Source organism: Paenibacillus sp. FSL H8-0282 (assembly GCF_037963825.1).
Taxonomy (GTDB): Bacteria; Bacillota; Bacilli; order Paenibacillales; family Paenibacillaceae; genus Paenibacillus_AQ; species Paenibacillus_AQ odorifer.
This window is the reverse complement of the sequence record NZ_CP150146.1, coordinates 365443-390439: the sequence shown is the minus strand read 5'-3', so window position 1 is coordinate 390439 and position 24997 is coordinate 365443. Positions and strand designations below refer to the sequence as shown.

The 24997-nt window shown below is 44.6% G+C and carries 24 protein-coding genes; 1 reads left to right on the top strand and 23 read right to left on the bottom strand.

The genetic code is table 11. The features are described from left to right. Window positions 1–7: 7 nt before the first annotated feature. The 20 genes from NST94_RS01735 to NST94_RS01640 all read right to left on the bottom strand — a co-directional run bounded on the left by NST94_RS01735 (window position 8) and on the right by NST94_RS01640 (window position 19984). Window positions 8–1624 (bottom strand): ATP-binding protein, encoded by a 1617-nt coding sequence (locus tag NST94_RS01735; protein ID WP_076185603.1) that lies wholly within the window; start codon window positions 1622–1624, stop codon window positions 8–10. A gap of 192 nt (window positions 1625–1816) precedes the next feature. After that, complete coding sequence (locus tag NST94_RS01730; protein ID WP_076124688.1) at window positions 1817–2605, bottom strand: formate/nitrite transporter family protein; 789 nt, start codon at window positions 2603–2605, stop codon at window positions 1817–1819. Between the two features lie 461 nt (window positions 2606–3066). Then, complete coding sequence (locus tag NST94_RS01725) at window positions 3067–4167, bottom strand: toxic anion resistance protein (protein WP_036687432.1); 1101 nt, start codon at window positions 4165–4167, stop codon at window positions 3067–3069. A gap of 11 nt (window positions 4168–4178) precedes the next feature. Then, window positions 4179–4886 (bottom strand): hypothetical protein, encoded by a 708-nt coding sequence (locus NST94_RS01720; protein WP_076185690.1) that lies wholly within the window; start codon window positions 4884–4886, stop codon window positions 4179–4181. 34 nt (window positions 4887–4920) lie between these two features. Next, the gene (locus NST94_RS01715; protein WP_076185601.1) at window positions 4921–5976 is read right to left on the bottom strand and encodes an ATP-grasp domain-containing protein; all 1056 of its coding nucleotides are present in this window, start codon (window positions 5974–5976) and stop codon (window positions 4921–4923) included. Further along, window positions 5973–6806: an HAD family hydrolase gene (locus NST94_RS01710; RefSeq protein WP_036687429.1), complete on the bottom strand. Its 834-nt coding sequence runs from the start codon at window positions 6804–6806 to the stop codon at window positions 5973–5975. The genes NST94_RS01715 and NST94_RS01710 overlap by 4 nt, the downstream gene beginning before the upstream one ends. After that, window positions 6803–7954 carry a cysteine protease StiP family protein gene (locus tag NST94_RS01705; RefSeq protein WP_076185598.1) on the bottom strand — a complete coding sequence of 384 codons (1152 nt, stop codon included), beginning with the start codon at window positions 7952–7954 and terminating at the stop codon, window positions 6803–6805. The genes NST94_RS01710 and NST94_RS01705 overlap by 4 nt, the downstream gene beginning before the upstream one ends. Continuing rightward, window positions 7935–9245: a phosphoribosyltransferase family protein gene (locus NST94_RS01700; protein WP_339282119.1), complete on the bottom strand. Its 1311-nt coding sequence runs from the start codon at window positions 9243–9245 to the stop codon at window positions 7935–7937. Before NST94_RS01700 ends, NST94_RS01705 begins: the two co-directional genes overlap by 20 nt. Window positions 9246–9321: 76 nt before the next feature. Further along, window positions 9322–10530: an HpcH/HpaI aldolase/citrate lyase family protein gene (locus NST94_RS01695; RefSeq protein WP_232061116.1), complete on the bottom strand. Its 1209-nt coding sequence runs from the start codon at window positions 10528–10530 to the stop codon at window positions 9322–9324. 225 nt (window positions 10531–10755) lie between these two features. Next, window positions 10756–11496 (bottom strand): TerC family protein, encoded by a 741-nt coding sequence (locus tag NST94_RS01690; protein ID WP_036687425.1) that lies wholly within the window; start codon window positions 11494–11496, stop codon window positions 10756–10758. Window positions 11497–11523: 27 nt separating this feature from the next. Next, complete coding sequence (locus NST94_RS01685; protein WP_076124694.1) at window positions 11524–12804, bottom strand: TerD family protein; 1281 nt, start codon at window positions 12802–12804, stop codon at window positions 11524–11526. 133 nt (window positions 12805–12937) lie between these two features. Continuing rightward, window positions 12938–13519 (bottom strand): TerD family protein, encoded by a 582-nt coding sequence (locus NST94_RS01680; RefSeq protein WP_036687422.1) that lies wholly within the window; start codon window positions 13517–13519, stop codon window positions 12938–12940. Between the two features lie 57 nt (window positions 13520–13576). Continuing rightward, a complete protein-coding gene (locus NST94_RS01675; protein ID WP_036687420.1) occupies window positions 13577–14152 on the bottom strand; it encodes a TerD family protein in 576 nt (191 codons plus the stop codon). A gap of 29 nt (window positions 14153–14181) precedes the next feature. Then, window positions 14182–14778 carry a TerD family protein gene (locus tag NST94_RS01670; protein ID WP_076124695.1) on the bottom strand — a complete coding sequence of 199 codons (597 nt, stop codon included), beginning with the start codon at window positions 14776–14778 and terminating at the stop codon, window positions 14182–14184. Window positions 14779–14902: 124 nt separating this feature from the next. Continuing rightward, the gene (locus NST94_RS01665; protein WP_076185595.1) at window positions 14903–15349 is read right to left on the bottom strand and encodes a tellurite resistance TerB family protein; all 447 of its coding nucleotides are present in this window, start codon (window positions 15347–15349) and stop codon (window positions 14903–14905) included. Window positions 15350–15505: 156 nt separating this feature from the next. Further along, a complete protein-coding gene (locus tag NST94_RS01660) occupies window positions 15506–16228 on the bottom strand; it encodes an amino acid ABC transporter ATP-binding protein (RefSeq protein ID WP_339281571.1) in 723 nt (240 codons plus the stop codon). A 10-nt stretch (window positions 16229–16238) separates the two neighbouring features. After that, window positions 16239–16889 carry an amino acid ABC transporter permease gene (locus NST94_RS01655; RefSeq protein ID WP_076124698.1) on the bottom strand — a complete coding sequence of 217 codons (651 nt, stop codon included), beginning with the start codon at window positions 16887–16889 and terminating at the stop codon, window positions 16239–16241. A 93-nt stretch (window positions 16890–16982) separates the two neighbouring features. Then, the gene (locus NST94_RS01650; RefSeq protein ID WP_076275962.1) at window positions 16983–17798 is read right to left on the bottom strand and encodes a transporter substrate-binding domain-containing protein; all 816 of its coding nucleotides are present in this window, start codon (window positions 17796–17798) and stop codon (window positions 16983–16985) included. 228 nt (window positions 17799–18026) lie between these two features. Next, window positions 18027–18902, bottom strand: coding sequence for an N-carbamoylputrescine amidase (aguB, locus tag NST94_RS01645; RefSeq protein WP_076124702.1), 876 nt, complete (start codon window positions 18900–18902; stop codon window positions 18027–18029). A gap of 53 nt (window positions 18903–18955) precedes the next feature. Beyond that, a complete protein-coding gene (locus NST94_RS01640; RefSeq protein WP_076302297.1) occupies window positions 18956–19984 on the bottom strand; it encodes an agmatine deiminase family protein in 1029 nt (342 codons plus the stop codon). 300 nt (window positions 19985–20284) lie between these two features. Here NST94_RS01640 and NST94_RS01635 point away from each other — a divergent pair, with 300 nt between their 5' ends. Continuing rightward, the gene (locus NST94_RS01635) at window positions 20285–20584 is read left to right on the top strand and encodes an AsnC family protein (protein ID WP_076275960.1); all 300 of its coding nucleotides are present in this window, start codon (window positions 20285–20287) and stop codon (window positions 20582–20584) included. Window positions 20585–20597: 13 nt separating this feature from the next. On the opposite strand, the gene yfcE is transcribed toward NST94_RS01635, so the two are convergent. From yfcE to pulA, 3 genes are all read right to left on the bottom strand, one after another. After that, complete coding sequence (gene yfcE / locus NST94_RS01630) at window positions 20598–21146, bottom strand: phosphodiesterase (RefSeq protein WP_339282118.1); 549 nt, start codon at window positions 21144–21146, stop codon at window positions 20598–20600. A gap of 125 nt (window positions 21147–21271) precedes the next feature. Then, entirely contained in the window at window positions 21272–22756 is a 1485-nt protein-coding gene (locus NST94_RS01625) for a glutamate synthase subunit beta (protein ID WP_076185581.1), read from the bottom strand. 249 nt (window positions 22757–23005) lie between these two features. Continuing rightward, the gene (gene pulA / locus NST94_RS01620) at window positions 23006–24961 is read right to left on the bottom strand and encodes a type I pullulanase (RefSeq protein ID WP_339281570.1); all 1956 of its coding nucleotides are present in this window, start codon (window positions 24959–24961) and stop codon (window positions 23006–23008) included. Window positions 24962–24997: the final 36 nt, after the last annotated feature.

Here is a 24997-nt window from a genome sequence, read left to right as displayed (position 1 = left end):
TGCTGTTTCATTTGTGGTATGAATGTGCCATCGGAAGATAAATTGTAACGGCCGTGCCCACTCCCTCTTCACTAGCTATTGCCACATATCCTCTGTGGGCAGTCACGATTTTTTTGACAATCATGAAGCCAAGTCCATTCCCATCGCCTCTAGTCGTGTGAAAAGGCTCTCCTAATTTCTCCAGAACTTCCTTATTCATACCCTCTCCATTATCGGTGAAGGTAATCACCTGAAATTCATCCTTCACATCAAGAGTCACTGTAATGCTCCCACCAAAAGGCAAAGCTTCCATTGAATTTCTTAGGATATTGAGGAAAATCTGCTTAATCTGATTGCGGTCACATTCGATCTCAGCATCATAATGGATCTTTGTATTTAACGCTATATTATTCATCTCCACCTGAATCGCGAAGATATTCAATACTTCCAGCAGGATCGTACTACATTGTTCAGTCATATAATGCGCAGCCTGCGGTTTACCCAGAATAAGAAACTCGCTCACAATAAGATTCATTCTTTCCACTTCTGACATAATGAGATCATAATGCAACAGACGTGAATCTTTATTAGCCAGTTGAAGCATCCCTTTCACCGTAGTCAGGGGATTGCGGATCTCATGTGCAATGCTCATAGCCAGTTGTCCTGCGACCACTAGCTTTTCTGTATTGCGCAGCACTTCTTCCGTTCTTTTCATCTCCGTGATGTTGCGCAAACTTCCAATCACACGCGCTAAGTAACCATTCCCATCGTAAACGGGTAGTACATCTAACATATAATGCTCGAACAACCCGTTTTTCTCCTGAATCACTTCTAACCCGGCACATGCGACATGATGTATGATGACATGTTGAAAGTATGCACCCACATTCCTAATTTCAAAGACACTAGTTCCAACAACAGACTCTTGATGCTCACCACCCAAATGAAGCATAGCTAAACCGTTCTCATTTATATTCACGACTGTTCCGAATTGATCTGTTATGATTACCCCTAAGTAATTGGTCTCTAGCAAAATCCGATTTAATAATTGCAGCTGAGAATTCCCTCTTCGCAACAAAATCTCACGTTCAATCGAGTCAGCCATCGTACAGAGCAGAGGCAGCAAATGGGGATGGGCTACATCTATATCTGCCATAAATGAAATTGTACCTAAAATTTCTTGCCCATTTTCTTTATAAAATGGAGCTGTACAGCATACTAAATGATGCAAAATATGATGGAAATGGTCTCGTCCTGTCAGCTGGAATGGCCTCTGATATTCAAGGGCTAAAGCGATTGAATTGGTACCCACCTCTTTATTCATCTGCACGCCTTCTTTGATGCCTACCTGTCCTACGAGATCTATAATCGTCGCATCTCCTTGGAACGCCAATAGATAACCTGCATCATCCGAAATCGTAACTAGGATCGGGTTCCCTTTGACTGAGGAAAGAAATTTTTTGACAAAAAATTCGATAACCTCAATCACTTCACTATATGCGCTAAGCTGTGCCCCCAATTCATCAGTAGAATATCCCTTTGCAAAGACAGGCGGTTGCTCAGGATCAATTCCTTGGTCAATACAATGCTGATTGGAAGCCTTAATAATGGTCTCATCCGTCAGTATCCCTGTTGTCTCATCCAAAGCCCTTACCCCATTCTGTATGAATCTTCAATTTTGCATTGCATAATTATGTATTCTACCTCTCTTCCTCTAATCCTTTTCAATCCTTAAAAATCAAATAATCCCAATGTTAAAAAATAACTTTCTGCACAAAAAAACTCCACCCCTATAAAAGAGCGAAGTTTTGGAGGATTATTATTTTCTATTTTTCTGTTAATGCTTAGTGTCATCCAAAAAAGGTTTATTCACATAATAATACATTACCCCCATCAGTACGCCACCGCCAATTAAATTGCCGATCGTAACGGGGACAAGGTTATGCACCACGCCATACCACGATACCGTTCCGGGATGATCAAGTACAAGCGCAATCGCAAAGGTACACATATTGGCAATACTATGCTCATAGCCGGAGATGAAAAAACAGAATACGAATAAGACCATGGCGAACATTTTGGCCCCATCGCCTTTCATATTCATCGGTATAAAAAAAGCCATACAAACGAGCCAGTTACAAAGAATAGCCCGAAAGAAAAGCTGACCTGCCGGGGCTTCCATCTTATGCTCCACTACATATAGCAAAAAACCGTTTACATCTGAGCTATAGAACAGTCCTGTCAAAAAAATCAGCAAGGCAAAAACGGCAGCCCCAAGAATATTACCGATATAACTCATGATCCACATGCGGACAACCTCAGACCATTTCATTTTCCGTCTTAGTGCCGTGTATGTGTAATAAAAAGTATCTCCGGTGAATAAATCCCCACCACCAAAAGAAATTAGAATAATAGCCGCTCCGAAAGTAATCGCAGCCATTGGATATGCAAAGGGGGATTGCTCCATAAAGAAATAGTTGCCTGTCTTAAATGCTACAATTACACCGAATCCGATAAACATACTGGCCAGCATGGCTCTGGCAATATAGCGCATTACGCTTTGCCGGAATATCTTCTGTTTCTTAAGTGCTAATTGTTCAACCTGAAGCAGTGCCTCGTTCTCCATGTGACCTCCTTAGGGATTTTGGTATTTCCAGCTGATTATGGGCTAATCGACAGCCTTGCGTTATTATACCCAATAACCCGCTGGAAATTACTTGAACCAACTCGCGGCAAAAAATCCCTGAATACTTACGGGGAAGCGAAGCTACCTCTTGCTAATTGTCTTCATTCATTTTAGCAATGGCTTCTGCTTTTTCACTGCTGGCGACGATGATAAGCACGAGTATCAAACAGCCTAAAACCATAGCCTATCCCCACTTCCTCCACATGTAGTCTTGTGACAACTTATGTATGTGGATAGGGCTTTATGTTTGGCTACAGCAAACTTCATTTGATTAGATCACGTTTACGCCTATGCAGTAGTTGAAGCAAGCTACTTCATATCCAAAAAAAAGCAGAGCAGCGAACCCCCAGAAATGAAGGCTCACTGCTCTGCTATATTTTTACGGACTTTTTTTAAAACAATTAGTTCAAGAAGCTGCTCAGTTGGCTCTCTGCTTCACCTTGTTTCAGCGCCTCAGGCTTGTCCGCTTCATTGAGTCCTAGACGATTGCCCAGTTGGGTATTGATCGTCGTCATTTTGGATGTATAATCCTGGCAGCTTTCGATAATACGACGGTTTGACTGTTCCGAAGTATCCAATGCGCTAAGCAGATCGCCGATCGCTTGATTCACGGCTTCCATAGACATGGAAGGTTTGGATAGAAGCTCGGTCGTTTTTTCTGTAGTCGTACGCAGCAAGCGTGCATTTTCTTTAAACTGATCTTCAATCGTCTTATTTGTTGCTTCTACAGCGTTGATAACATTCTCCTGATCGGCCAGCGACATCGCAATCATTGCCGACACTGTAATCAGATTAGAAGTTTTATCAATCGCATTATTTACGGAATCGATCAGTTTATCATTATTGTCATTGATGATATCTGTAGCAGCAATCGCTTGATTGTAGAGCAGAATCATCTCTGTCATGGACTGAATACGAACCATCACTTTACGCAGACCACGCTCCAGATAAGCTTTACGGAACTCATTCTCAGGCTTCGCAATCTCCACCTCGAACAGCTCTTTTAGCTTATTGCCGAAGGCAATTTTGGTTTGAAGGTTATAGATCTCCTCCATAGAGGTACGTTTCAGCTGGCGCATATTTACAATACTCTCTTCGAGGGTATCTCTGCCGTCGCGTAGACCAGTAACAATCGCATCAATATTTGTGCGGACAGACTGATATTTGTACACATAGTTCTTCATCGGACTCTTCCGCAGCATTTTGCCGAAAAAGCTAACATTCTTACTCTGTTGCAGATTTTCACACTCATTCCGCAGCTTCATAATCATGTTAGGCACTTCAACACGTTTGCCGGACATCAGGTCATTTACCGGACGATCCAACAGCTTGAGGGTTTGGCCTGCTTTTTCTTGCGTCTTCACCCCAAGCTTCCCGATATCATCCATTAAAGAATCCAACGTGACTGTATCTGTCTGGGATACCTTCTCGATCAATTGTGCGGCTTCTTCGACTACCTTTTGTTCATCTTCTTTTTTTAATTGGATCAACTGCGTGGACATGGGTTTCCCTCCTATAATTCGGAACTGCTATACCGCTGATGAATCAGTTCCGCCTTCGTCTGAAGTTCCATCAGGTCTTTATGTTCGATCGTCGAAGCAATATCCGATATTTTGGAATCAACATCTCTTAGACCGTTCAGCAGCGTTCTCCGATTCTTCGTCTTCGCTTCACCGCTTAGGCGCAAAAATGGGTTAATCACACCATTTAAATCCTTCAGAATCAATCTGCGGACCGTATGATTAATATCGCCATTATTGAGCTCCTGCAGCAGCGGAATTACACGTTGAAGTCTCGCAAAAAGCGCCAGTGATTTCTCGACAATTTCATTGTCCAGTGTATCCTTCTGCCCCTCGGAGATAATCATATCTTCCAGAATGCTAAGGTACTCAACTACTGGAGCAAATTCCGGTCCAATCTTCGTTGGTTCGGCCTCAGTTCTACCACTATTGCCCGGATTACCTGGTGCAGCATTATTTGCCGCACTAGGTAATTGCGGAGCATTTGCAGAGGGAGCTGGAGCAACAGGCAACGTCTCTGGACCTGCTGGCAGCACCTCAGCCGGAAGGTTGGTTCTTGGACTTCTCGTTGCAAGAACCCCTACCGCTGCACCCGCTACAGGCAACAGCAAGGAGAGTAACTCAGGCAAAAAAGAACTCGTCAATACAGCGACAACATAGCCAATACCGGCATACAGCAACACTTTCGATTTAAATTTAATTTTTCTCACCTCTTGTGAGCGAGATTGCGAACGCTCAATTCACGGGATCCGGAATTACGGATTCGCCGTTTATTTTCATAATTAGCGGCTGCTCTACATGGCTGGCAAGCACATTATCGCCGAACTCCGCAGGCTGGACCTCTCCGCCGAGTGCACTTTTGACAGCCAGGTATGGAAAGTTAATTCCAGACAGACAAGAAATATGAAGACCTCCAGACATCCGGGGGTTAATCTCCAGCAGTTTAGGAATTCCACCACTATACTTCATTTGAATATTGAAATTGAAAGGTATTTTATATACCTCTGCTACCCGGGAAGCGATCTCCTCCAGCTCCGGAATATGCTCCATCAGCCGCAGACGACCGCCAGCTTTACGACGGGGTACAGCCGCTAACAGCCTGCCATTCTCATCTGACAAGCAATCTATACTGTATTCATAACCTTCCAGCAATTCCATCACCATAAGTTCAGGGAATGTAGGTTCACTTCCCAGAATACGATAGGCCTCATCGAAGGATATCAGCGGAGTTACATGACCAAACAGCTCCTGTAAAGGACTACGTGTGTTATCAATGATACGGAAGCCAAGGCCTCCCTCTGTCTCCGTGGGTTTAAAGCATACGTGGTGTCCTTTGGCTACAAGATCATGATAAGCCTCTTTGAACTGCTCTGCTGTACTCACCACATGATAATCAGGAATTGTCATAATCCCTGTTTCCTTAACACTTTCGTAGAACTTCCCCTTATCCATGATGGTCTCCAATAAGTCCAAATCTCTACAGACCAGAACCTTGGTGCCAATCGCATCAAACATAGCAGCATGCAAAGCTATATCCAGCATATGTAACCGTGGAATGAAGATATCGATCTCATTGCGGCGACAGAAATCCACGCAGAATTGAACATATTCTATTCCAGTCAGTGCTGGTTCAGTCCCAGCAACATCAGCACCTTGAAGGGACATATGGTGAATATCAGGATGCGTGGCGAAGATTTGTACAGGAACGCCATCCTCATTATTGCGGATGAGATTCATATAATGGTAAGCGACGGAAAACCAGCGATTGAAATAAATGTTTACCTTTTTCATAGTGGCCCAACTCCCAATACGGTTAAGTTATTATAGATCATGTTTACATACTGTAGAATTTCATCACCAGCAAAAACACCCGCTTGCTTCGTAAAGGGATACCTTGATTTTACAAGACCACTCTGCTGCTCTGCAAATATTTCTCCATGACAAGGAGCAATCGCATAGTCCGCACTTTCTAGTAAACTCTTATCCAACAAGGAATCTCCCGATGCTACCATCGGTTCTGAACGAACCGTCCGGCGCACATGAACAATCGCATCACTTTTATTCACAGCGGCAGGAACGACATATAGCTTGCGTCCTTGTAAGGATACCCGCCAGCCCAAATCGTATAATCGCTCTGCCAGATTCGTGATCTCATCCATAGGTAATAAATCACGCACTACCACAAAAGTATAAAATAAATCATCACAATACCGCTCACTAATGATCCATTCCTCGTGCACTACAGACCTAACGTGCATTCTAACTTCTTCTGCCGCAGCCGATTCATTTTGAACAAGCCTGCCCACCGAAGCTCTCCAGCTCTTATCTACTTCGCCACCAATCAGAATATTCCCGCCATTACTAGTAATCGCGTAGTCTGGAATAATCGTGTCTTGAAACAGATTAATACGCTTATACTGCGCTATTGTACGTGTTGTAACGGGCATAAAGATAATACGGGAAGTAAGCTCCATCAGATCAGCCAATGCTTTTTGCGAAATGTATGAAACCGTCTTGCCATCCACAACCTCCGCAGGAACCAGGCCCGGAGTATTCTCCGGGACACCGATTGCATTTAAGGAATAGATTAACGTTCGGTCCAAATCACTGGCATAGATCATTCCGTCTCACCTCTCAGCGGCTTAATAATCCCGCAACAGGAGTAGGTGAGTCCAGGGAATACTTCTACTGGAACCCCTCTATCCTCTGCTAAGAGAATAATATGACGAAGATTTGGATTATCCATAGTATCGACAAGAATCTTCCATGGTACTCTGCGCAGCAGCACTCGGGTTGTTTCTCCGACTCCGGGCTTGACCAAATTGATGTTATCTATGCCGAACACTTCTTGAATACTCTGAATATCACGCAGGCCCTGCCATGTAATTTCTGGCGGGGATTGCTGCATCTGTTCAGCAATCGCTTGTGCTTCTTCCGCAACGGAGGAGAAATACGGGCAGATCGCCGCAATGAATACATTAGATACATCCGTATCGAGCCATTCCTTGTAGAATTTAGCCCCATGGAATTCTTCCGGACCGATTAAATCATCGCGCAGCACTGTCCGGCTCATCAATCCTGACACCGTAGAATTGAGGCATGCACTAGGAATAAGATAATCCTCTCTAGTCCCGAACGTGCCTGAACAGTTCCCGGGATCAGCCAATACGGCCAGGTCATCATTTAGCCGAATGCCATATTTCTCATATAGGCTGTTGCACGCCTCAATCAATACCTGGCGAATAGCCCCTTTCCCCGTCCATCCGTCGACAAACTGCAAATCAGCGTCAAGCCCATGCTTTTGCAGAATATAGAGGATTGCGTTCTCATCAATCCCCTTGCCCCGAATGATAGAGATACTATAATGCGGCAGATCAGCATCATATCGCTCTTGGATATAACGCTTAATCAGTACACCAATTGGTGTTCCCGCTCTTGCCAAAGAGACTAACACCGTATCAAGTCCCCGTTGAGCGACAATCATCTCAGAGACTACCGCTACTGCTAGAGCAACCTTCTCCGCAGATTGCTCCAGCGTCTCGTGAAATAACTCAATATACTGCTCAGTAGGCTGATATTCCACGGGCAGCATCTCAGAGTAGTGTACACCTGATTGAATGGCGGCCTCTCTTTCGTCAGTCGCCCGCTCCAGTGAAACATCGCTCAGATCCTTAAGCAAAAATATAACATCTGACGGAGAATAGCTGCCTAGCGGAACCGGTTCGGCTATACTTCTGTTTAGAATTTTTTCAGTTACTGTTCCCTTCATAGGTAGGGCCTCCACTTCTTCTTTCCGAGGTCAGTACAATAAGATGCACTTTATGGCGGGCCAGTTTCTTCAGTATATCAAGCATAGGTTTCATACGCTCATGCGGTACATCACGCTCAATCAGCACAAATATATCATCGTATTGACCAGGAGCTATATTATAAATAAAGTTTGTGATTTCCGGATCACCAGCTGAAGGATACGCAGCAGCACTATGTACCCCATAATCCGGCCGACGCTCAGGGTGGATTGGACTTCTAGTGGAAGACTGGTAAGCAATCCCTTCCCCCATTTCCGCCGCCACTCTCATCGGAAGATACATAAATTCTCCTACACCCATTACCAAGGCTTTCGGCCCTCTACGCAATTGCCGCAGCTGCTCAGCTATTCGTTTCACACCCTGATCAAGCTCCAGATTATCCTGTGACTCCATTCCGAACCGTCCACTATATTTCATATACGGCGCTGTGTTGATCTCACCATAGGAATCGATAGAGGATACCTCCAGTCGTTCCATTCCATCTTGAGCATAAGTAGTTACAACCTCACACTCAAAAATGGCCTCTCTATCCAGCTGCTCAGTATCCTTATTAAACACCGGTGAACCTATCACTTCAATATTCCCTTGCAGCAGACATAACGACTTAATGCGAATCCCCAGCTCCTGCTCAAGCTCACTATAGTGTTGAAGATTGTTGCCGCTTCTCCAATCCAGAAGAGAGACTACCACATATTCCTCCCGCGGGAATTTTGACTGAATATCTCGAATTGTATTGATCGCGGTTTTCCCGGTCGTAATCTCGTCATCTACCAATATAATGGGCTCTGTCCCAGATAAGAGTTCGGTATCCAAGGCATAACATAGATGATCAACTGCATGGGAATGCTCTTCTACAAAACTTACAACAGACTCCAAATCAGGAATATGCTCACGCGTAGTATGAATATAGGATGCCTGCTCAGCAAAGATGTTGTACACACTGTGACCCAGTGCAGTTGCCGTTTCTGCGAATCCAATAAAAACCACAGGCTTGGGCAAAACCAGCCGGGCCGCTAGTAAATGCTGATAGGCTTCCTTAGCAAATTCAGGATGAATCAGCCCATGAACCGCCATATCCAATAACTTTGTCATACGATCACTATCCACGGAATCACCGTTTATCTCCTGATATAACAGCAGCGCCAACGCTGCTCCGCTTAGAAGTGAAGTATACGGATCGACGGGGATATGCTTGCCAAGCACCTTACTGACAAACAGAAAAGTTCGTTTTTTATTAATTCGCGCCGCCATCGAAAATAAAGAATCCAGAGGCATATGAAAGGGGTTAAAGGTTTCGGTTACATTCACTTGCAGGTTCTCGACTATGTTATACGTGCGTAAATTCGTTTTCGGGTAATAATCCGACAAAATGCTGTTGTTCATGTAACACCCCGTATATTTGAGATCGTAGTAAAATTCGTCTTGCCCAATTCAGATGGGGCTTAATTTCGTTCATTTTATTAAAATATTGACTCTTAAATACGCCCAGACTGCCATCATTACTTTCTACAATGCTTAAAGCGTCGACGTATTCCTCATGCATCACCGTATACATCGCCTGAACAGGTCTGAGATGAGAAGGATGGATAATCGTCTTACCCACAATTCCATTCTCTTTATCCAAAATAACCTCACGAATTAGCCCGTCCACACTGCTCGAGATATAGCTATTCCGCATATCACGGCCGTTTTTGCCGTAAGTATCCTCAAATGGCGTCTGCCGCAGCTGCGGCCGGAGAACTCGATGACCTTTATTCGCAAAATACTCCCAGACAGGTCCTGAGATCACATATCCCTCTTCAACCCGCCCAAACACATTGATAATGTCCGAGATACAGTCACGGATAGGAGTAAGATCATAAATACTAACATCAGGACTGCGACGCAGTCCGAACAGGCTGGAGAAATCCGTTGCCCCAATTCTGACGTTTAGGACAAGCTCACGGTAATTACGGAGTAAATCACGGATAGATAGCAGACTGTCCACTCGACTTTCCCGATAAATAATAGGTGCAGTTTCCAAGATTGGCATCCCGTAAAGCACAGGATCATTATAACCACGCGTATTGTTGTACTCAGCTAACGTTTCAAAATATTGAATTCCATTGTCCACAGAGAACTTAGGAAATACAAACCCTGTTAACATCGTTACCAAGGATCCCAAGCGGAAAATCATTTGCCGGAGTTGGTCCGGGTTACGTACTCGTATAAAAAGAAGCGGGAGGCTGTTCGATGAATCCAGCTCATTTTCTGCGTAAGCAGCTAGGTAAATAAGATGCTGGATAATAGACTCCTCTGCATTGTCAACCTGGTCATCTCCGATTGCGTCCTCCAGATCTATAATAACCGTCACTAGACCTGCATTTTTGAGCTTAATGATGTCTTCTGCAACACTTGCACGGGTAGCCGGCATATAGAGGGCAGCGCCGACAGCGTAGGCTAGCAGTTCCTTGTTCGTGGTATGATCAAATGAGATAGGCGGAGTGTAAAACAAAGAGATTTCTTGTTCTTTCGTCAGGTAATCGAAGTATCTCAAATCGGTTCCCCCTTATAGTTTTGCGAAGCCAAGCAAAACAAGCGTAGACCTCTCCTCATAGAGAGTGTCAGAACCGGCAATACTCTCCCTTGGGGATGGCATCTTGGCTCTCTCAAATATAAGTGAAGGCCTACGCTATAACATATACGATTACCTGAAAGAAGCAGGCGTTTCTATTCTTGCATGATCGGCTCCGACTTCTCTATGGTGCAATTACTTTTTTAATCATGCACTTTTATGGGCATCTTTTTTCTTACGTCTAGCACTATAGAGGATCGTACCCACGAATACCGCTATAAGGATTGTAAAGAATACGACATGCGGCAATTCAAAACCAAAAGCACCTGCTAGCATCTTACCCGCAATAATGGCGATAAGCAGGAACGCTGCCTGTTCCAATTCAGGGAATTTATCAATAAGCTTCAAGAATACCTGCGCCACTCCGCGCATCATCAGAACCCCTAAGATACCACCCATAAAGAGAACCCAAACCTGATCGCTAAGTCCAAATGCTGCAATAACACTGTCAATACTGAAAGCAATATCCATTAATTCAACAAGGAGAACTGTCTTCCAAAAAGAAGTGCCTTTATTCTCCGTATGCTCTTCGCCACTGCCCTTAAATAAACCTTTATATGCGATATAAAAGAGATACAGTGCACCAAGAACCTTAACCAAAGTAAACTTAATAAGAAATGTCCCTAGTCCAATGGCCAGGAATCTGAACAAATAAGCCCCTAAGATACCGTAGAAAAGCGCCTTTTTCTGCTGCTCCTTAGGTAGATGCTTAACCATAACGGCAAGCACAAGCGCATTATCTGCAGAGAGCAAACCTTCTAGTAGAATTAAGCTCCCGATAATCCCCCAGCTCACAGGATCAGAGAGTGTACCTACTACATCACTCCATGAGAAAAAATGCCCGTAATTCTCACTAATATTTCTAAAAAAATCTGCGAACCAATCCATTACACTTTGCGCCTCCGGTAAAATCGATTATTTGCTGCCCGCAACCCAGCGCAGCCCCCAGCCATAGGCTTCATCCATCTCACGATGACCACTGTAATATTGCACCAGCCGTTCAACACTAAATGTTTCATTGCTTACATTCCGGAATAACGCAATGGCACACATCCCTTTTCGGTTGTTATGCTCGTCCAAATTTACAATGATATCAGGTCCTCCGCCTTGTTTGATGGTGACAACCCCATCGGCCTCCGACCAGTTGGTTACCCCTTTATAAATAAAGGAAAACACTAGAATGCGTTCAATCTCGGAAATTTTGATACCATTTATACGCAAATTCTCACCAGTAGTTACGGAGCCTGTCCGATCATCCCCATCAAGCATGACATAAGGAGGTTGATTCAATGAGCCAAAGGCATTGCCCAACGCTTGTACCACTCCTTTACTGCCATTCTTCAGTTCATACAGACAAGCAAGATCTAGATCTACGCCATTTTTACGACTAAAGAGTCCGCCCTGCTTCTGGTTCCAGTTGAGATTAATCAACACTTCCCCTAAATCACCACTGGCTGATTTTTTCAAATTGATGGAATCGCCTTTTTTCTTCAGCTCGATTTTCTTCAAGTTGAGATTCATTGGCGAAGGCGGGGGTGTGGCTGGAGAGCTCTCTTCACGTTTCACTGGCTGCGCAGGCGGCGTTGCGAAGATTTGTGGTGGAATCTGCGGCTTAACCTCCGGCTGTGGAGCAGCAGGAGCAGGCTCCTCATTCGCTTCAATACCGAAGTTGCTGCATATCTCTTTCAAACCTCCGGCAAACCCCGCTGCAATGGCACTGAACTTCCATTCACTGTTATATCTATATAATTCCCCTACCACAATGGCCGTTTCCACGGAGAAAAGATTGTCGAGATCACATCGGAGCAGTTCCGCACCTGTCACTTGATTGAGAATCCGAAAATAAGCCTGACTAACTTGCCCAAAACTTTGACCCCTTTTCTCCCCATCATAAATGGTAAGTGTAAAGGCAATCTTCATCACATCGGAAGGAATCTTATCCAATTGAACTTCGAATTGCTTGCGGTCATTGAATCCTGGCACATCCTTATACCTAATATAAGATGTGGCTGGATTATTATAAAATATTAAATCCTCGTCTTTACTTACTTTACCCTCTGATCCAAGCAGGAAAGCAGAGCTATCAATCTCCAGAGCAGCCGGAGCATGCCAGCCAATCTCTACGATTATAGAATGAAGTCCAGCATTGCCTTTGGTCAGATCAGCTTTTTGCCCTTTGACTACGTTAACACTCATTCTTACGCCACCTTTATAAATGGAGTAAACCAACTAATAATTTTGTAAAAAAGAACCCCACAAAGTGGAGTCTGTACTGCTCTAAATATTTAGAAAAAGGGCAGGATCGGTAATGACCCCGCCCACTTGGATGTTATTGCGCGTCCAGTCCATAGTTTCTGCATAAAGCGCTTAGACCGCCGGCAAAGCCACTTCCAATCGCCTGGAACTTCCAATCCGCACCATTGCGGTAGAACTCACAGAATACAACAGCTGTTTCAGTTGAAAAGTCTTCACCTAAATCGAAGCGAAGCACTTCACGATCATTAGAAGCATCTACTACACGTACAAAAGCATTGGAAACCTGTCCAAAGTTTTGTGCCCGAGTTTCATAATCATAGATCGTTACCGTTATTCCGATGCGCTGAATATGAGCAGGGATTTTGCTGAAATCAACAACAATCTGCTCGTCATCTCCGTCACCCTCACCTGTACGGTTATCCCCCGTATGAGTCAAGGAACCTGCGCCACCCGAAGGATTGTTGTAGAATACAAAATCATCGGAGCCCTTGGCCTTACCATCTTCATGCAGTAAAAAGGCTGAGGCATCAAGGTCAAAATCTTGGCCGCCGCTATACTTATTAGTATCCCAGCCCAATCCTACTACTACCTTCGTCAAACCCGGATTAGTCTTGGTAAGATCAATCCGTTGTCCTTTAGAGAGACTGATCGTCACTGACAAAACCTTCTTTCATTTATGAATTCAATTCATCTTTAGCATGCAGAATGAAATTTATTGCAGGCCGTAGTCGCGAGTCAAACCGCTCAAGCCGTCTTTGTAGCCACTGCCGATAGCATTGAACTTCCATTCTGCACCGTTACGATACAATTCGCCTACAACAACACCAGTTTCAATAGAGAAATCCTCACCTAGGTCGAAACGAATCAATTCTTCATTGTTCAGATCGTTTACGATACGTACGTAGGAACGGGAGACTTGTCCAAAGTTTTGGCTTCTTGCTTCAGCATCATAAATTGTAATAGTAAAAGCTACTTTGTCTACATCAGCAGGGATGTTCTGAAGATCCACTTGAACCTGCTCATCATCACCATCGCCTTCACCTGTACGGTTATCTCCGGTATGAACAACAGAAGCATTCTCATTTTGCTTGTTATTGAAGAAAATGAAGTTGGTTTCTTTATCAACTTTACCACTAGCATTGGTCAAAAAGACGGATACGTCCAAATCGAAATCTTTTCCGCCGTCATATTTATTAGTGTCCCAACCAAGACCTACTGTGATTTTGGATAGACCTGGGTTTGTTTTCGTTAAATCGATTTTTTGACCTTTGGATAGATTAATTGCCATGATTACATACCTCTTTTCTTATATTTGGATTATACGTAGCGTTCTGCAAGTTGATTGATATGAGCGGCGTGGCTGCCTTCACCAATTGCAGCGAACTTCCATTCTCCACCTTGGCGGTAAAGCTCTCCACAAATAAGTGCCGTAAAACCTGTGTAGTTGTCTGACAAGTTGAATTTAATCAACTCACTATTCCCGGCAGCATTTATTACCCGAATATACGCTGATTTGATCATTCCAAAATCCTGTTTGCGATTCACCGCATCGTAAATGTTAACGACAACCAGAACCTTGTGAACATCGGCAGGAATGGCTTTCAAATTAACCATGATTTGCTCGTCATCTCCGTCGCCTTCACCCGTCAGATTATCTCCGGAATGAATGACCGAGTTGCAAGGACTTTGCTTGTTGTGGAAGCAGATCAGGTTACCCTTCTTAGTTAGCTTACCATCCTCATTTAATAGCAGTGCTGAGGCATCACAGTCGACATTCGCCTGTTTCTTGACTCCAAAGAATCCCCGCGAGGCTTCAATTGGATCCCAGCCTAAGCCCACAATTACATTGGACAAGCCCGCATTACCTTTAGTCAAATCAATCTTTTGACCTTTTACCAGATTAATTCCAGCCAAATCAACGTACCTCCGTTTCCGATAAAAATCATTATCTGTTAGTCTAGCTTTTAGGTGTTATATCAGTGATACGATAAAGAATAAATTACGTTTCAACGAACTTTTATCTATGACTTCACCTAATTTATAAACTGAATTCGCTAGGGTTTAATCCTAAGACACCACAAATATTCCGCACAACTGCTTTTTCATAATCATCAAAATCACCATCAGCTGATCCAATTGCCGAGCATACGCCCACGATCAGACGGCCCGCTTCTGGTTTGCCGCTAAACTTAGCGATCGCTTTCAAAGCCTCTTGTTTCCCTATTTCCGGAGAGAACTCGAAGTTACTAACATAATGGTTGAATTGAGCAATGACATCTCTCATGTCAAATACCTTCAATTCATTACTTAGATTTATATAGCCGACCATTTTATTCTTCTCTGCATCTTCTATTTTACCGTCAGCCGCAGCAACCAAAGCGCAGCCTGCAACTATCGCGTTCATGAAGTCTTTATTTTTGAATTTTTTCACTTGATCTGTTAGTCCGTTTTTGGTTGTGTTTAACCAGTTTTTAAATGTGCTCATCGTATTTCTCCCTCTATCACTGCAAGATTATGATAACAAAAGATATCCCCAGAGCCTCCTCTCCACGTTCCGACAGATTTTGCATATAAATCCCTGAATTAACCGTTACTCTTCTAATATACCTGATAAAATAACAAGATTCTACTTTCCACTAAATTACAGCACCTTTGATAGAAAGGATCGTGTCCGTTCTTGCATAGGATTTCCGAACAGCTGCTCCGGACTTCCTTCTTCCACAATCTCACCTTGTTCCATGAACAGCACCCGATCCCCCACCTCACGCGCAAAGCCCATTTCATGTGTCACCACGACCATCGTCATCCCCTCACGGGCCAGTTCCTTCATCACCGCCAGCACTTCCCCCACCATCTCCGGGTCAAGCGCTGAGGTTGGTTCGTCAAAGAGCATAATTTGGGGCTCCATAGCCAGCGCCCTTGCAATCGCTACCCGCTGAGCCTGACCCCCAGACAATGAGGCTGGATACATCTCTGCTTTTTCACTTAGACCTACTTTTCGCAGCAGCTCCAGCGCTTTTTGCCGCGCTTTATCCGGAGACCATTTACGCACCTGAACCGGCGCCAGCATAATGTTTTCTATAACCCTCATATGAGGAAATAGATTAAACTGCTGAAACACCATCCCAAGCTCTGTACGGATATCGTTAATCTTCGTACTCGCCGCCATCAAAGAAGTGCCTTCAATTACAATCTCGCCCCCCTGCGGCTGCTCCAGTAAATTAAGGCAACGCAAAAAGGTGGATTTACCCGATCCGGACGGCCCAATAACCACCACTACCTCCTGACTGAAAATATCGATACTTATGTCGGCCAGCACCGTATTTGTTCCAAATGATTTATGTAAGTTCCGTACTGAAATCATAGGCTCCATCCTATTTCAGCCTCCGTTCAACGTAATTCAGCAGCTTGCTAAGAGAATAGGTAAGAATGAAATAAATAAGTGCCGCTGTCAAATAAGGCTCCCATATCCGCAAATATTGCCCTTTCATCGTGTTGGTCCAATACATTATTTCCGGTGCAGCCACCAAAGCCAGAAGAGAGGAGTCTTTCACAAGCACAATAAACTCGTTACCAAAAGCCGGAACCATCCGTTTGATCGCTTGCGGTAAAATAATAAATCTCATCGCTTGCCGACTAGTCATCCCCAGTGAAATAGCCGCTTCCCGTTGCCCACGATCAACCGACTGAATGCCTGCCCGAAAAATCTCAGCCGAATAAGCAGCCGAATTAAGCGACAGAGCAACAAACGCAGTAATTAGAGCATTGGTTTTGCCGTAAAGCGGGGGAATCACTCCAAAGTGAACAATCAGAATCTGCACATACAATGGTGTTCCTCGAAAAAAATTGATATATGAATGAAAAGGCCAGCGCAAATACCATTTTGGGGCCATTTTGCCGAATCCGATCCCCAGTCCCAAAATAGAGCCAAATAAAATAGAAACTACAGAAATACCGATAGTCAGCAGTGTCCCTTTTAAAAGGACGGGTAAATAATGAATGATAATGTCCATTCTAAAATCCATAGGACTCTCCCCTTCTCTTCTTTATGTCATCTCTCTTTAAAAAAATAAGCATGCGCAATAGCTATCATTACGCATGCTTATTAGGTTTTTTCCTTATTTTGCGTTCAATAAGCTATCCAGGTTAGGTTCTTCGCCGAACCAAGTTTTGTAGATTTCCGCGTACTTTCCGTTTTCCAATACCTTCTTAATAGCCGGATCCAGTTTCGCTTTTAACTCACTGCCCTTAGGGTAAAGAATGCCGTAATATTCCGCTCCGAAGTTCTCCGTGTCTACAATCCCCACCAGCTTCTGCTTAGGATTGTTTTTCATGTACTCACGTACAATGGCAATATCCGCTACAACCGCATCGGCTCCTCCGCCATTCAGTTCCATCAATGCCACCGCATTGCTGTCAAAACGTTTCAAGTTAGGGTTGTCGACACCCATTATTCCGCTCATCAGGTCATCTGCAGTTGTGGCCCCTTGTATTGCAACTACTTTATCTTTAAGATCAAGTGCGTTTTTGATGTCGCTGCCTTCTTTAACCATAATCATATTGGTAGATTCGAAATAAGGGATGGAATAGTCATAGGTTTCTTTACGTTCATCCGTAATCGATACTGAAGATAGCCCTGCTTGATACTCCGTTCCCTGCTTCACACTTTGCAGCATCGTTTCCCAGCCTGTGTTCGTTACGTCATAGTCTATTCCCGCTTCTTCCATAACTGCCTTAATGAAATCGATGTCGAATCCTTTGATTTTATCCGTGTCCATATACTCCATAGGAGCGTAGCTGGCATCACTGGCAAACTTAATTTTCTCCGCTGAGGATTCGTTACCAGCTTTACTGTTATTTGCTCCACAACCTACCAATGCAACCACCACAAATGATATAAAAACTGACATTAAAACACGACTTTTTATTTTCATATCCCCATTCCCCCTATTTTCGGAAATAACTTAAAGAGATTTTAACAGATTAAAGGATTCATGACAATTAACTTTTCTAAATTGTGTAAGGTTATATAACACAATATTATTATTTTATAAGTTTTATGCGTACATCACTCAAAAAAAATTACCATCAAACAAAAAAAGGCACTGCCAGAGATTCTATTCTCTCTAGCAATGCCTTTAGCATATTTAACTTTAAACCTATTAAAGTGTGATATCTCCATCATAAGAACCGATCAATTTATACAGATCCGGCCGGCGGTCACGGAAGATTCCCCACTCGATCCGGCCAACTTCCAAAGCATCCAGATCGAATTCGCTTACCAGCACGGTTTGCTCCTCACGTCCAGCCTCAACGATTTTATTGCCCTGAGGACCTGCAATGAACGATGAACCGTAGAAATTAATGCTCGAATCCTCATCAATTTCCTCACCAATACGGTTGGAAGCCACGACTGGAATAAGATTCGCAGCTGCATGTCCAAGCATACAGGTCTGCCAATGATCCTTGGAATCGATCGATCCATCCTGCGGTTCAGACCCAATAGCCGTTGGATAGAACAGAATTTCTGCTCCCATCAGGCTCATTACTCTAGCCGCTTCTGGATACCATTGATCCCAGCAGATGCCTACACCAATCTTGGCATAACGAGTGTTCCATACCTTAAAGCCAGTATCTCCCGGATTAAAGTAGAACTTCTCTTCATAACCTGGGCCATCTGGAATATGACTCTTGCGGTATTTGCCCAGCACCGTTCCATCAGCATCAATTACAGCAAGTGAGTTGTAACGCGCGTAATTCTTTTTCTCATAAAAACTAATCGGCAGTACCACTTGCAGCTCCTTGGCTACTGCTTTGAAATGATTAATCGCCTTGTTATGCTCAAGCTCTGTTGCGTATGCGTAATAATCAGCTTTCTCTTTTTGACAGAAATACGGGGTCTCAAACAGCTCCTGGAGCAAAATAATTTGCGCACCCTGTGCTGCCGCTTCTCTGACCAATGTCTCGGCTTTGCTGATATTCTCCTCAATATTGCTGGAACAACTCATTTGTGTCGCAGCTACTTTTACATTTCTCAAGTATCTGTCCTCCTTGTATATAAATGTCCCTTTGGACGTCTAGTTTCCTTCAATTATAGCTGTGCAGGCATTTGCTGCGTAGTGCAGTGGACATTTCCGCCTTCGGTGATAACGGCCATTCCGTTAACTGTACGAATCTTGCGATCCGGGAACAAACCAGCCAGCACTTTCTCAGCAAGTGTATCCGTTTCTGTCGCGGTGCCGCCAAACACAGGCAAGATAATTCCGCCGTTCACGAAATAAAAGTTCAAATAACTGAGCGTCAGACGACTGCCGTCATGATCGACCCGTGGTGGCTGCTGAATCTTGATAATCTCCAGCTTACGCCCTTTGGCATCTGTAGTGTTCTCCAGAATACGCAGATTCTCTTGCGTAATCTCATAGTTCTCATCCTGCGGGTCCTCACAGACCTGGATAATAACTTTGCCTGGTGCAGCAAAACAAGCAATATTATCGACATGACCATCGGTTTCATCGCCACTAAGGCCACGTCTCAGCCAGATAATAGCTTCTGTACCTGTATAGTTCCGCACGTACTCTTCGATCTCTTCGCGCTTCAGCTCCGGGTTGCGGTTTAGGTTAAGCAGACACTCTTCTGTAGTAAGCAAAGTGCCTTCTCCATCCGTATGAATCGAGCCACCCTCCATCACAAGCGGTGCATCAAAACGGGTGATCTGCGCATGCTCCAGAATCTGCGGAGCCACTTTGTCATCCAAATCCCAAGGTGAATATTTACCGCCCCAAGCATTAAACTTCCAGTTCACACCTGCCATTTGTCCTTCTTTATTAACAATAAAGGTAGGTCCGTTATCACGCAGCCAAGCATCGCTATGCGCAATAGGCAGCAGCGTTACATTCGGTCCGCCGACCAAATGTTCTACCCGCTCCACATCCTCCGGGTTCACAATAACCGTGATCGGTTCAAACTCGGCGATGGCTGTGATAATGTCAGCATAACCTTGGCACACTGACTCGTGGTTGTCCGGGAAACACATAGATTCCTGCACCGGCCAGGAGATAAAAGTACGTTCATGCTTGCCCCATTCCGGTGGCATTGTATAGTTCAAATCTTTAGGATTCATGTGTTAACTACCTTTACTAATATATTTGGAGCCAGTCCTACCCTTAAAACTCCTTCCTCATCATACAATAATATGTTCTAGTGCTCAATTCCCTGGGACATTAATAATGTTGGAAGGAATTTTTTTGTGCGCAGCCCCCATTTTACAGTTAAAAAATTTAAGTTTTCATCCGTTACAACGAAGCTAAATTTAATTATTTTAATATAAATCAGGATATCATTTAATAATTTTACTTGTTTTAGTGATTCTATTTTCATTTCTAATGGATTTTATATAATTAGCTTAAAGGAGTGAGTTGCAATGGATGACATCGATCTTCAAATCTTGGAATTACTGAAAAGCAACGGCCGCATGACCAGTTCGGCATCTGGCGTCCTTCTGTCTCATAGCAGCTCCAATATGCCGTTTCTAGTTAGCGGCGTCTTTCTGGGTTCCGCATTATGGTGGATGGGTTTGACAGGGAGCACCGCTTTGTTCAGAATCAACATAATGTCAGGGCGTTCGAAACAGCTCATGTTCAACAAACTGTCCGGATTGGTAATGTTGTCTTTCGGCGTTGTCTCCCTTATTCAATCTCTCAATCTTCAGGAGTTCCTTTAAACGATATCTCTCACTATACGGTAATCTTTTTTACCACATTGCCTTCAAAATCCTTAACGATAAATTGCCCGCCCTCTAGAATAGCATAGGAATTCGGATTATTCTCTTTAGGCAGCGATATGGAGCCGGGATTCAGTACATACACTCCCCCTTTTACATCGGCAACTGGTATATGGGTATGTCCCTGAATAAAAATATCCTTCTCGGAAAGCGCCGGCAAATGCTCAATGCTAAAGCCATGACCATGTGTAGCGTAAATCCGTCTGCCTTCGTGCAAAAGCATAACATAATCGCCCATCATCGGGAATTCCAGCAGCATTTGGTCTACCTCGGCGTCACAGTTTCCACGTACTGCGGTTATCGGCTTGTTTTTGTTATATGCATTAAGCTTATTAGCAACCTCTTGTGGGTTATAGTCCTTCGGCAGCGGATTTCTTGGACCATGATATAAAAAGTCTCCTAGAATAATAAGACTGTCCGGCTGCTCTTCTTCTGCCTTTTCCAAAGCCCGTTCCAGCCAAAATAAAGATCCGTGAATGTCGGAAATAAACATTAACTTCATCATGTATTCTCCTTTTCAACTTAACTTAAGTAAATATGCGCTTAGACAATAATCTTAACCTTGAACATACCACAACGCAAAGCGGACGTTCCCAAAGGAACGCCCTGCCCGCTATATCTTAACACTCACGGCAAATTCGAGGATCCCATCAAAAAGCGGTCTACTTCGCGCGCAGTCTGACGTCCTTCGTCAATAGCCCAGACTACAAGGCTTTGCCCGCGCCGCATATCGCCTGCTGTGAACACACCTTCTACATTGGTTGCTTGTGCTCCGAACTCTGCTTTGGCGTTCCCCCGCTCATCGCGTTCCACCCCAAGCTCGCCCAGTACAGCTTCTTCAGGCCCTGTGAATCCCAAAGCCAGTAATACCAGCTGCGCTTGCAGGGTCTCCTCACTGCCCGGCACTTCGACCGGTACCATTCGTCCCTGTTCATTATGAGTCCATTCAATGCGCACTGTACGCAGCTCCTGCACTTGCCCGCCCTCATCGCCGACAAACCGTTTCGTCGAAACCAGATAACGGCGCGGATCTTCTTGATACAGTGAAGCGGCCTCCTGCTGACCATAGTCCACTTTAAGCACCTTTGGCCATTCCGGCCAAGGATTGTTAGACTGACGTGTCAGCGGCGCCTGTGGCATAATCTCAAGCTGAGTCACACTGCGGCAGCCGTGACGGATCGAAGTGGCTACACAGTCTGTTCCAGTATCCCCACCGCCGATTACAACTACATCCTTACCTGCTGCTGATAAATATTCCCCATCGGCAAGCCCTGAATCCAGTAGGCTCTTTGTATTCAGCGTTAAAAACTCCATAGCTTGATGAATCCCACGCAAATCGCGTCCTTCTATCGGCAGATCACGTGCCTGAGTAGATCCACCACACAGTACTACAGCGTCATGCTCTGCCTTGAGCTGTGATGCTGGGAGATCTCGGCCGATCTCTGTTCGAGTTACGAAGGTAATGCCCTCAGCTGCAAGCAGATCCACCCGGCGCTGTACAGTCTTTTTATCCAGCTTCATGTTGGGAATACCATAGGTAAGCAGTCCGCCAATCCGGTCCGCCCGTTCATACACAGTCACCGTATGTCCTGCCTTATTAAGCTGTGCCGCACAGGCAAGCCCCGCCGGACCTGAACCCACTACAGCTACCTTTTTACCCGTGCGATGAAGCGGCGGCTCAGGCACAATCCAGCCTTCTGCAAAACCTCTATCTACAATCGACTTCTCAATAGATTTAATGGTGACAGGTTTGCCATTCATCCCTACCGTACAAGAGCCTTCGCAAGGAGCGGGACAGACACGGCCTGTAAATTCAGGAAAGTTGTTAGTCTTATGCAGACGTTTCAGCGCTATCTCCCAATTTCCACGATAGACCATATCGTTCCATTCAGGAATCAAGTTGTGCAAAGGGCAGCCGGAAGCCATACCAGACAACAGACGTCCTACATGACAAAATGGCGTACCGCAATCCATACAACGCGCCCCTTGCTCGCGCAGCTTTTCTTCATCCATAGGTATCGAGAATTCATTCCAATTCTTAATTCGCTCCAATGCCTCACACTCGGAGGGTGTCTGTCGTTCAAACTCTAAAAATCCGGTTGCTTTCCCCATCTCTTTCATCCTCTCACCAAAGAAAAGTACTCTCTGTCACTTTCTGCTGTTATGCCACTCTAAAGCGCCAAAGTAAATGCCTTAATATTAGCATCCTAGATCTTTAACGAAAATGAGTAATGTCACCTTTTTATGTAAAATAAGAGCATCCATTCAAAAGAAAGTTCCACACAAAAAAGCACGCAGTGTACTGCACTCATTGAGCACAATACACTGCATGCTTTTGAAGAATTATCTGTAAAAAAACATCTAGTCCGCCGTCAGCATTACCATTCCAATCCCGCTTACAGTTAGCTTATTACCCGTCAGATTCTGCACAAGATCGGCTCCAAAAATTGTTTTCCATGCACCAAGCTGTGGCAGAACCAAAGCCGTCTGTTCTACATTAGCATTAAAAAGCACATAGATATGCTTCGCCGCATCGCCTCCAGCATGGCCACGCAATGTATACGCTACCGAACTTACCGATGCTTTTTCAAATACTAGATGATTCCGAATGTCATCTGCCGTTCGCATACGGAAAGCCGGATGTGCTTTACGCAAGGCAATTAGCTGCTTCAGATAAACCACATCATCTTGATGAGCAGCGCACAGTTCCCAATCCAATTGGTTGATCTTCACCGAGGATTTATAGCTGTTCTCTACCCCGTTTTTCGTGCGCATAAATTCCTGACCCGCATGGACAAAGGGGATTCCCTGACTCATGAACACTATCGCAGAAGCTAACCTATGCATAGATTGGCGCTGTTTGTCCGTCTGCCCTTGTGTGGACAGTAATATTTTATCCCATAACGTATGATTATCATGACATTCCACATAATTGACGGTTTGCTGAGGCTCCACGGCAAATTGTCCAATGCCTGGGGCATAAGCAATGCCTCCCGCGACCCCTGCCTTTATCGCAAGCTCCAGTCCCATCATTCCGCTGATGAAGCCCGGTTGATCATGCAGAAAAATATTCCCTTTAATGGCATCCCGGAAATCATCATTAAAATGTCCGATTCCCGGCAGAAGCGCAGCATTCTTCTGATGAGCGAGCCGCTCCATCGGCAACTCTGTCCCCATCATCCAACCTTCACCAATCGTCATGATGGACGGGTCAATCCCATCCAGACGACGCCGGATTTCCTCCATCGTGTCGAGGTCAATCAAGCCCATCAGGTCAAAACGAAAACCATCGATATGGTATTCTTTGGCCCAATAAACTACGGATTCCACGATGAAGCTGGACATCATCAAGCGTTCTGAAGCCACGTCATTCCCGCAGCCAGAGCCATCCGACAGGCTTCCGTCTTGCTTGTAACGCAAATAATAGCCGGGAACCAGCTTTGTGAAATTCACACGATAGCCATCGTACACATGGTTGTAAACCACATCCATAATGACGCGGAGACCGCGATCATGAAGTGCTTGAATCATTGTTTTTAGTTCCCGGATACGCAGTCCAGGCACATATGGATCTGTAGCATAGGAGCCTTCTGGCACATTATAATTCTTCGGATCATAACCCCAGTTATAATGCGGTTCATCCAGCCTCGTCTCATCTACACTCTCTGTAGAATAATCATAGACAGGCAATAGCTGCACATGGGTTACACCGAGGTTCGCGATATGATCGAGTCCAGTGAGAATACCCTCCGGTCCGCGGGTTCCTTCTTCCGCCAAAGCAAGATATTGTCCTTTATGGGTCATACCGCTTGCTGGATGAATGGATAAGTCTCGCAAATGAAGCTCATAAATGATGGCATCCACAGGATCATCCAAGGGTGGCTTATCTTCCGTCCACCGTTCCGGATCTGTTTTACGTAAATCTAAAATAGCTCCCCTATCACCGTTCACTCCTACAGCACGTGCATAAGGATCAACCGCCTCATTCCACTGTTCTCCAAGACGTACTCGGTAGGTATAGAACTTGCCATCTAAATCACCGTCAACTGTAATTCTCCACGTTCCCCGGACATCACGGATCATAGAATACTTACACTCTGCTGCTCCCTGCCATGAATTATAGAGTACCAGCTCCGCTTCTTGAGCGGTGGGCGCCCATAAACAAAAAGCTGAACTCCCCGGTGAGTACGTTAGGCCAAGATCGTCCCCATCATAGCTGAATAACTGATCAAACTCCTGAGCAAACACGGAAATCCCTCTAGTAGCCGCAGGATCCCCATAATAAATGGGTTCCTTCATTTCCCTTTGTACGGACAAAGCACCTATCCCCTTTTCCAGTTATTAACTGGATTA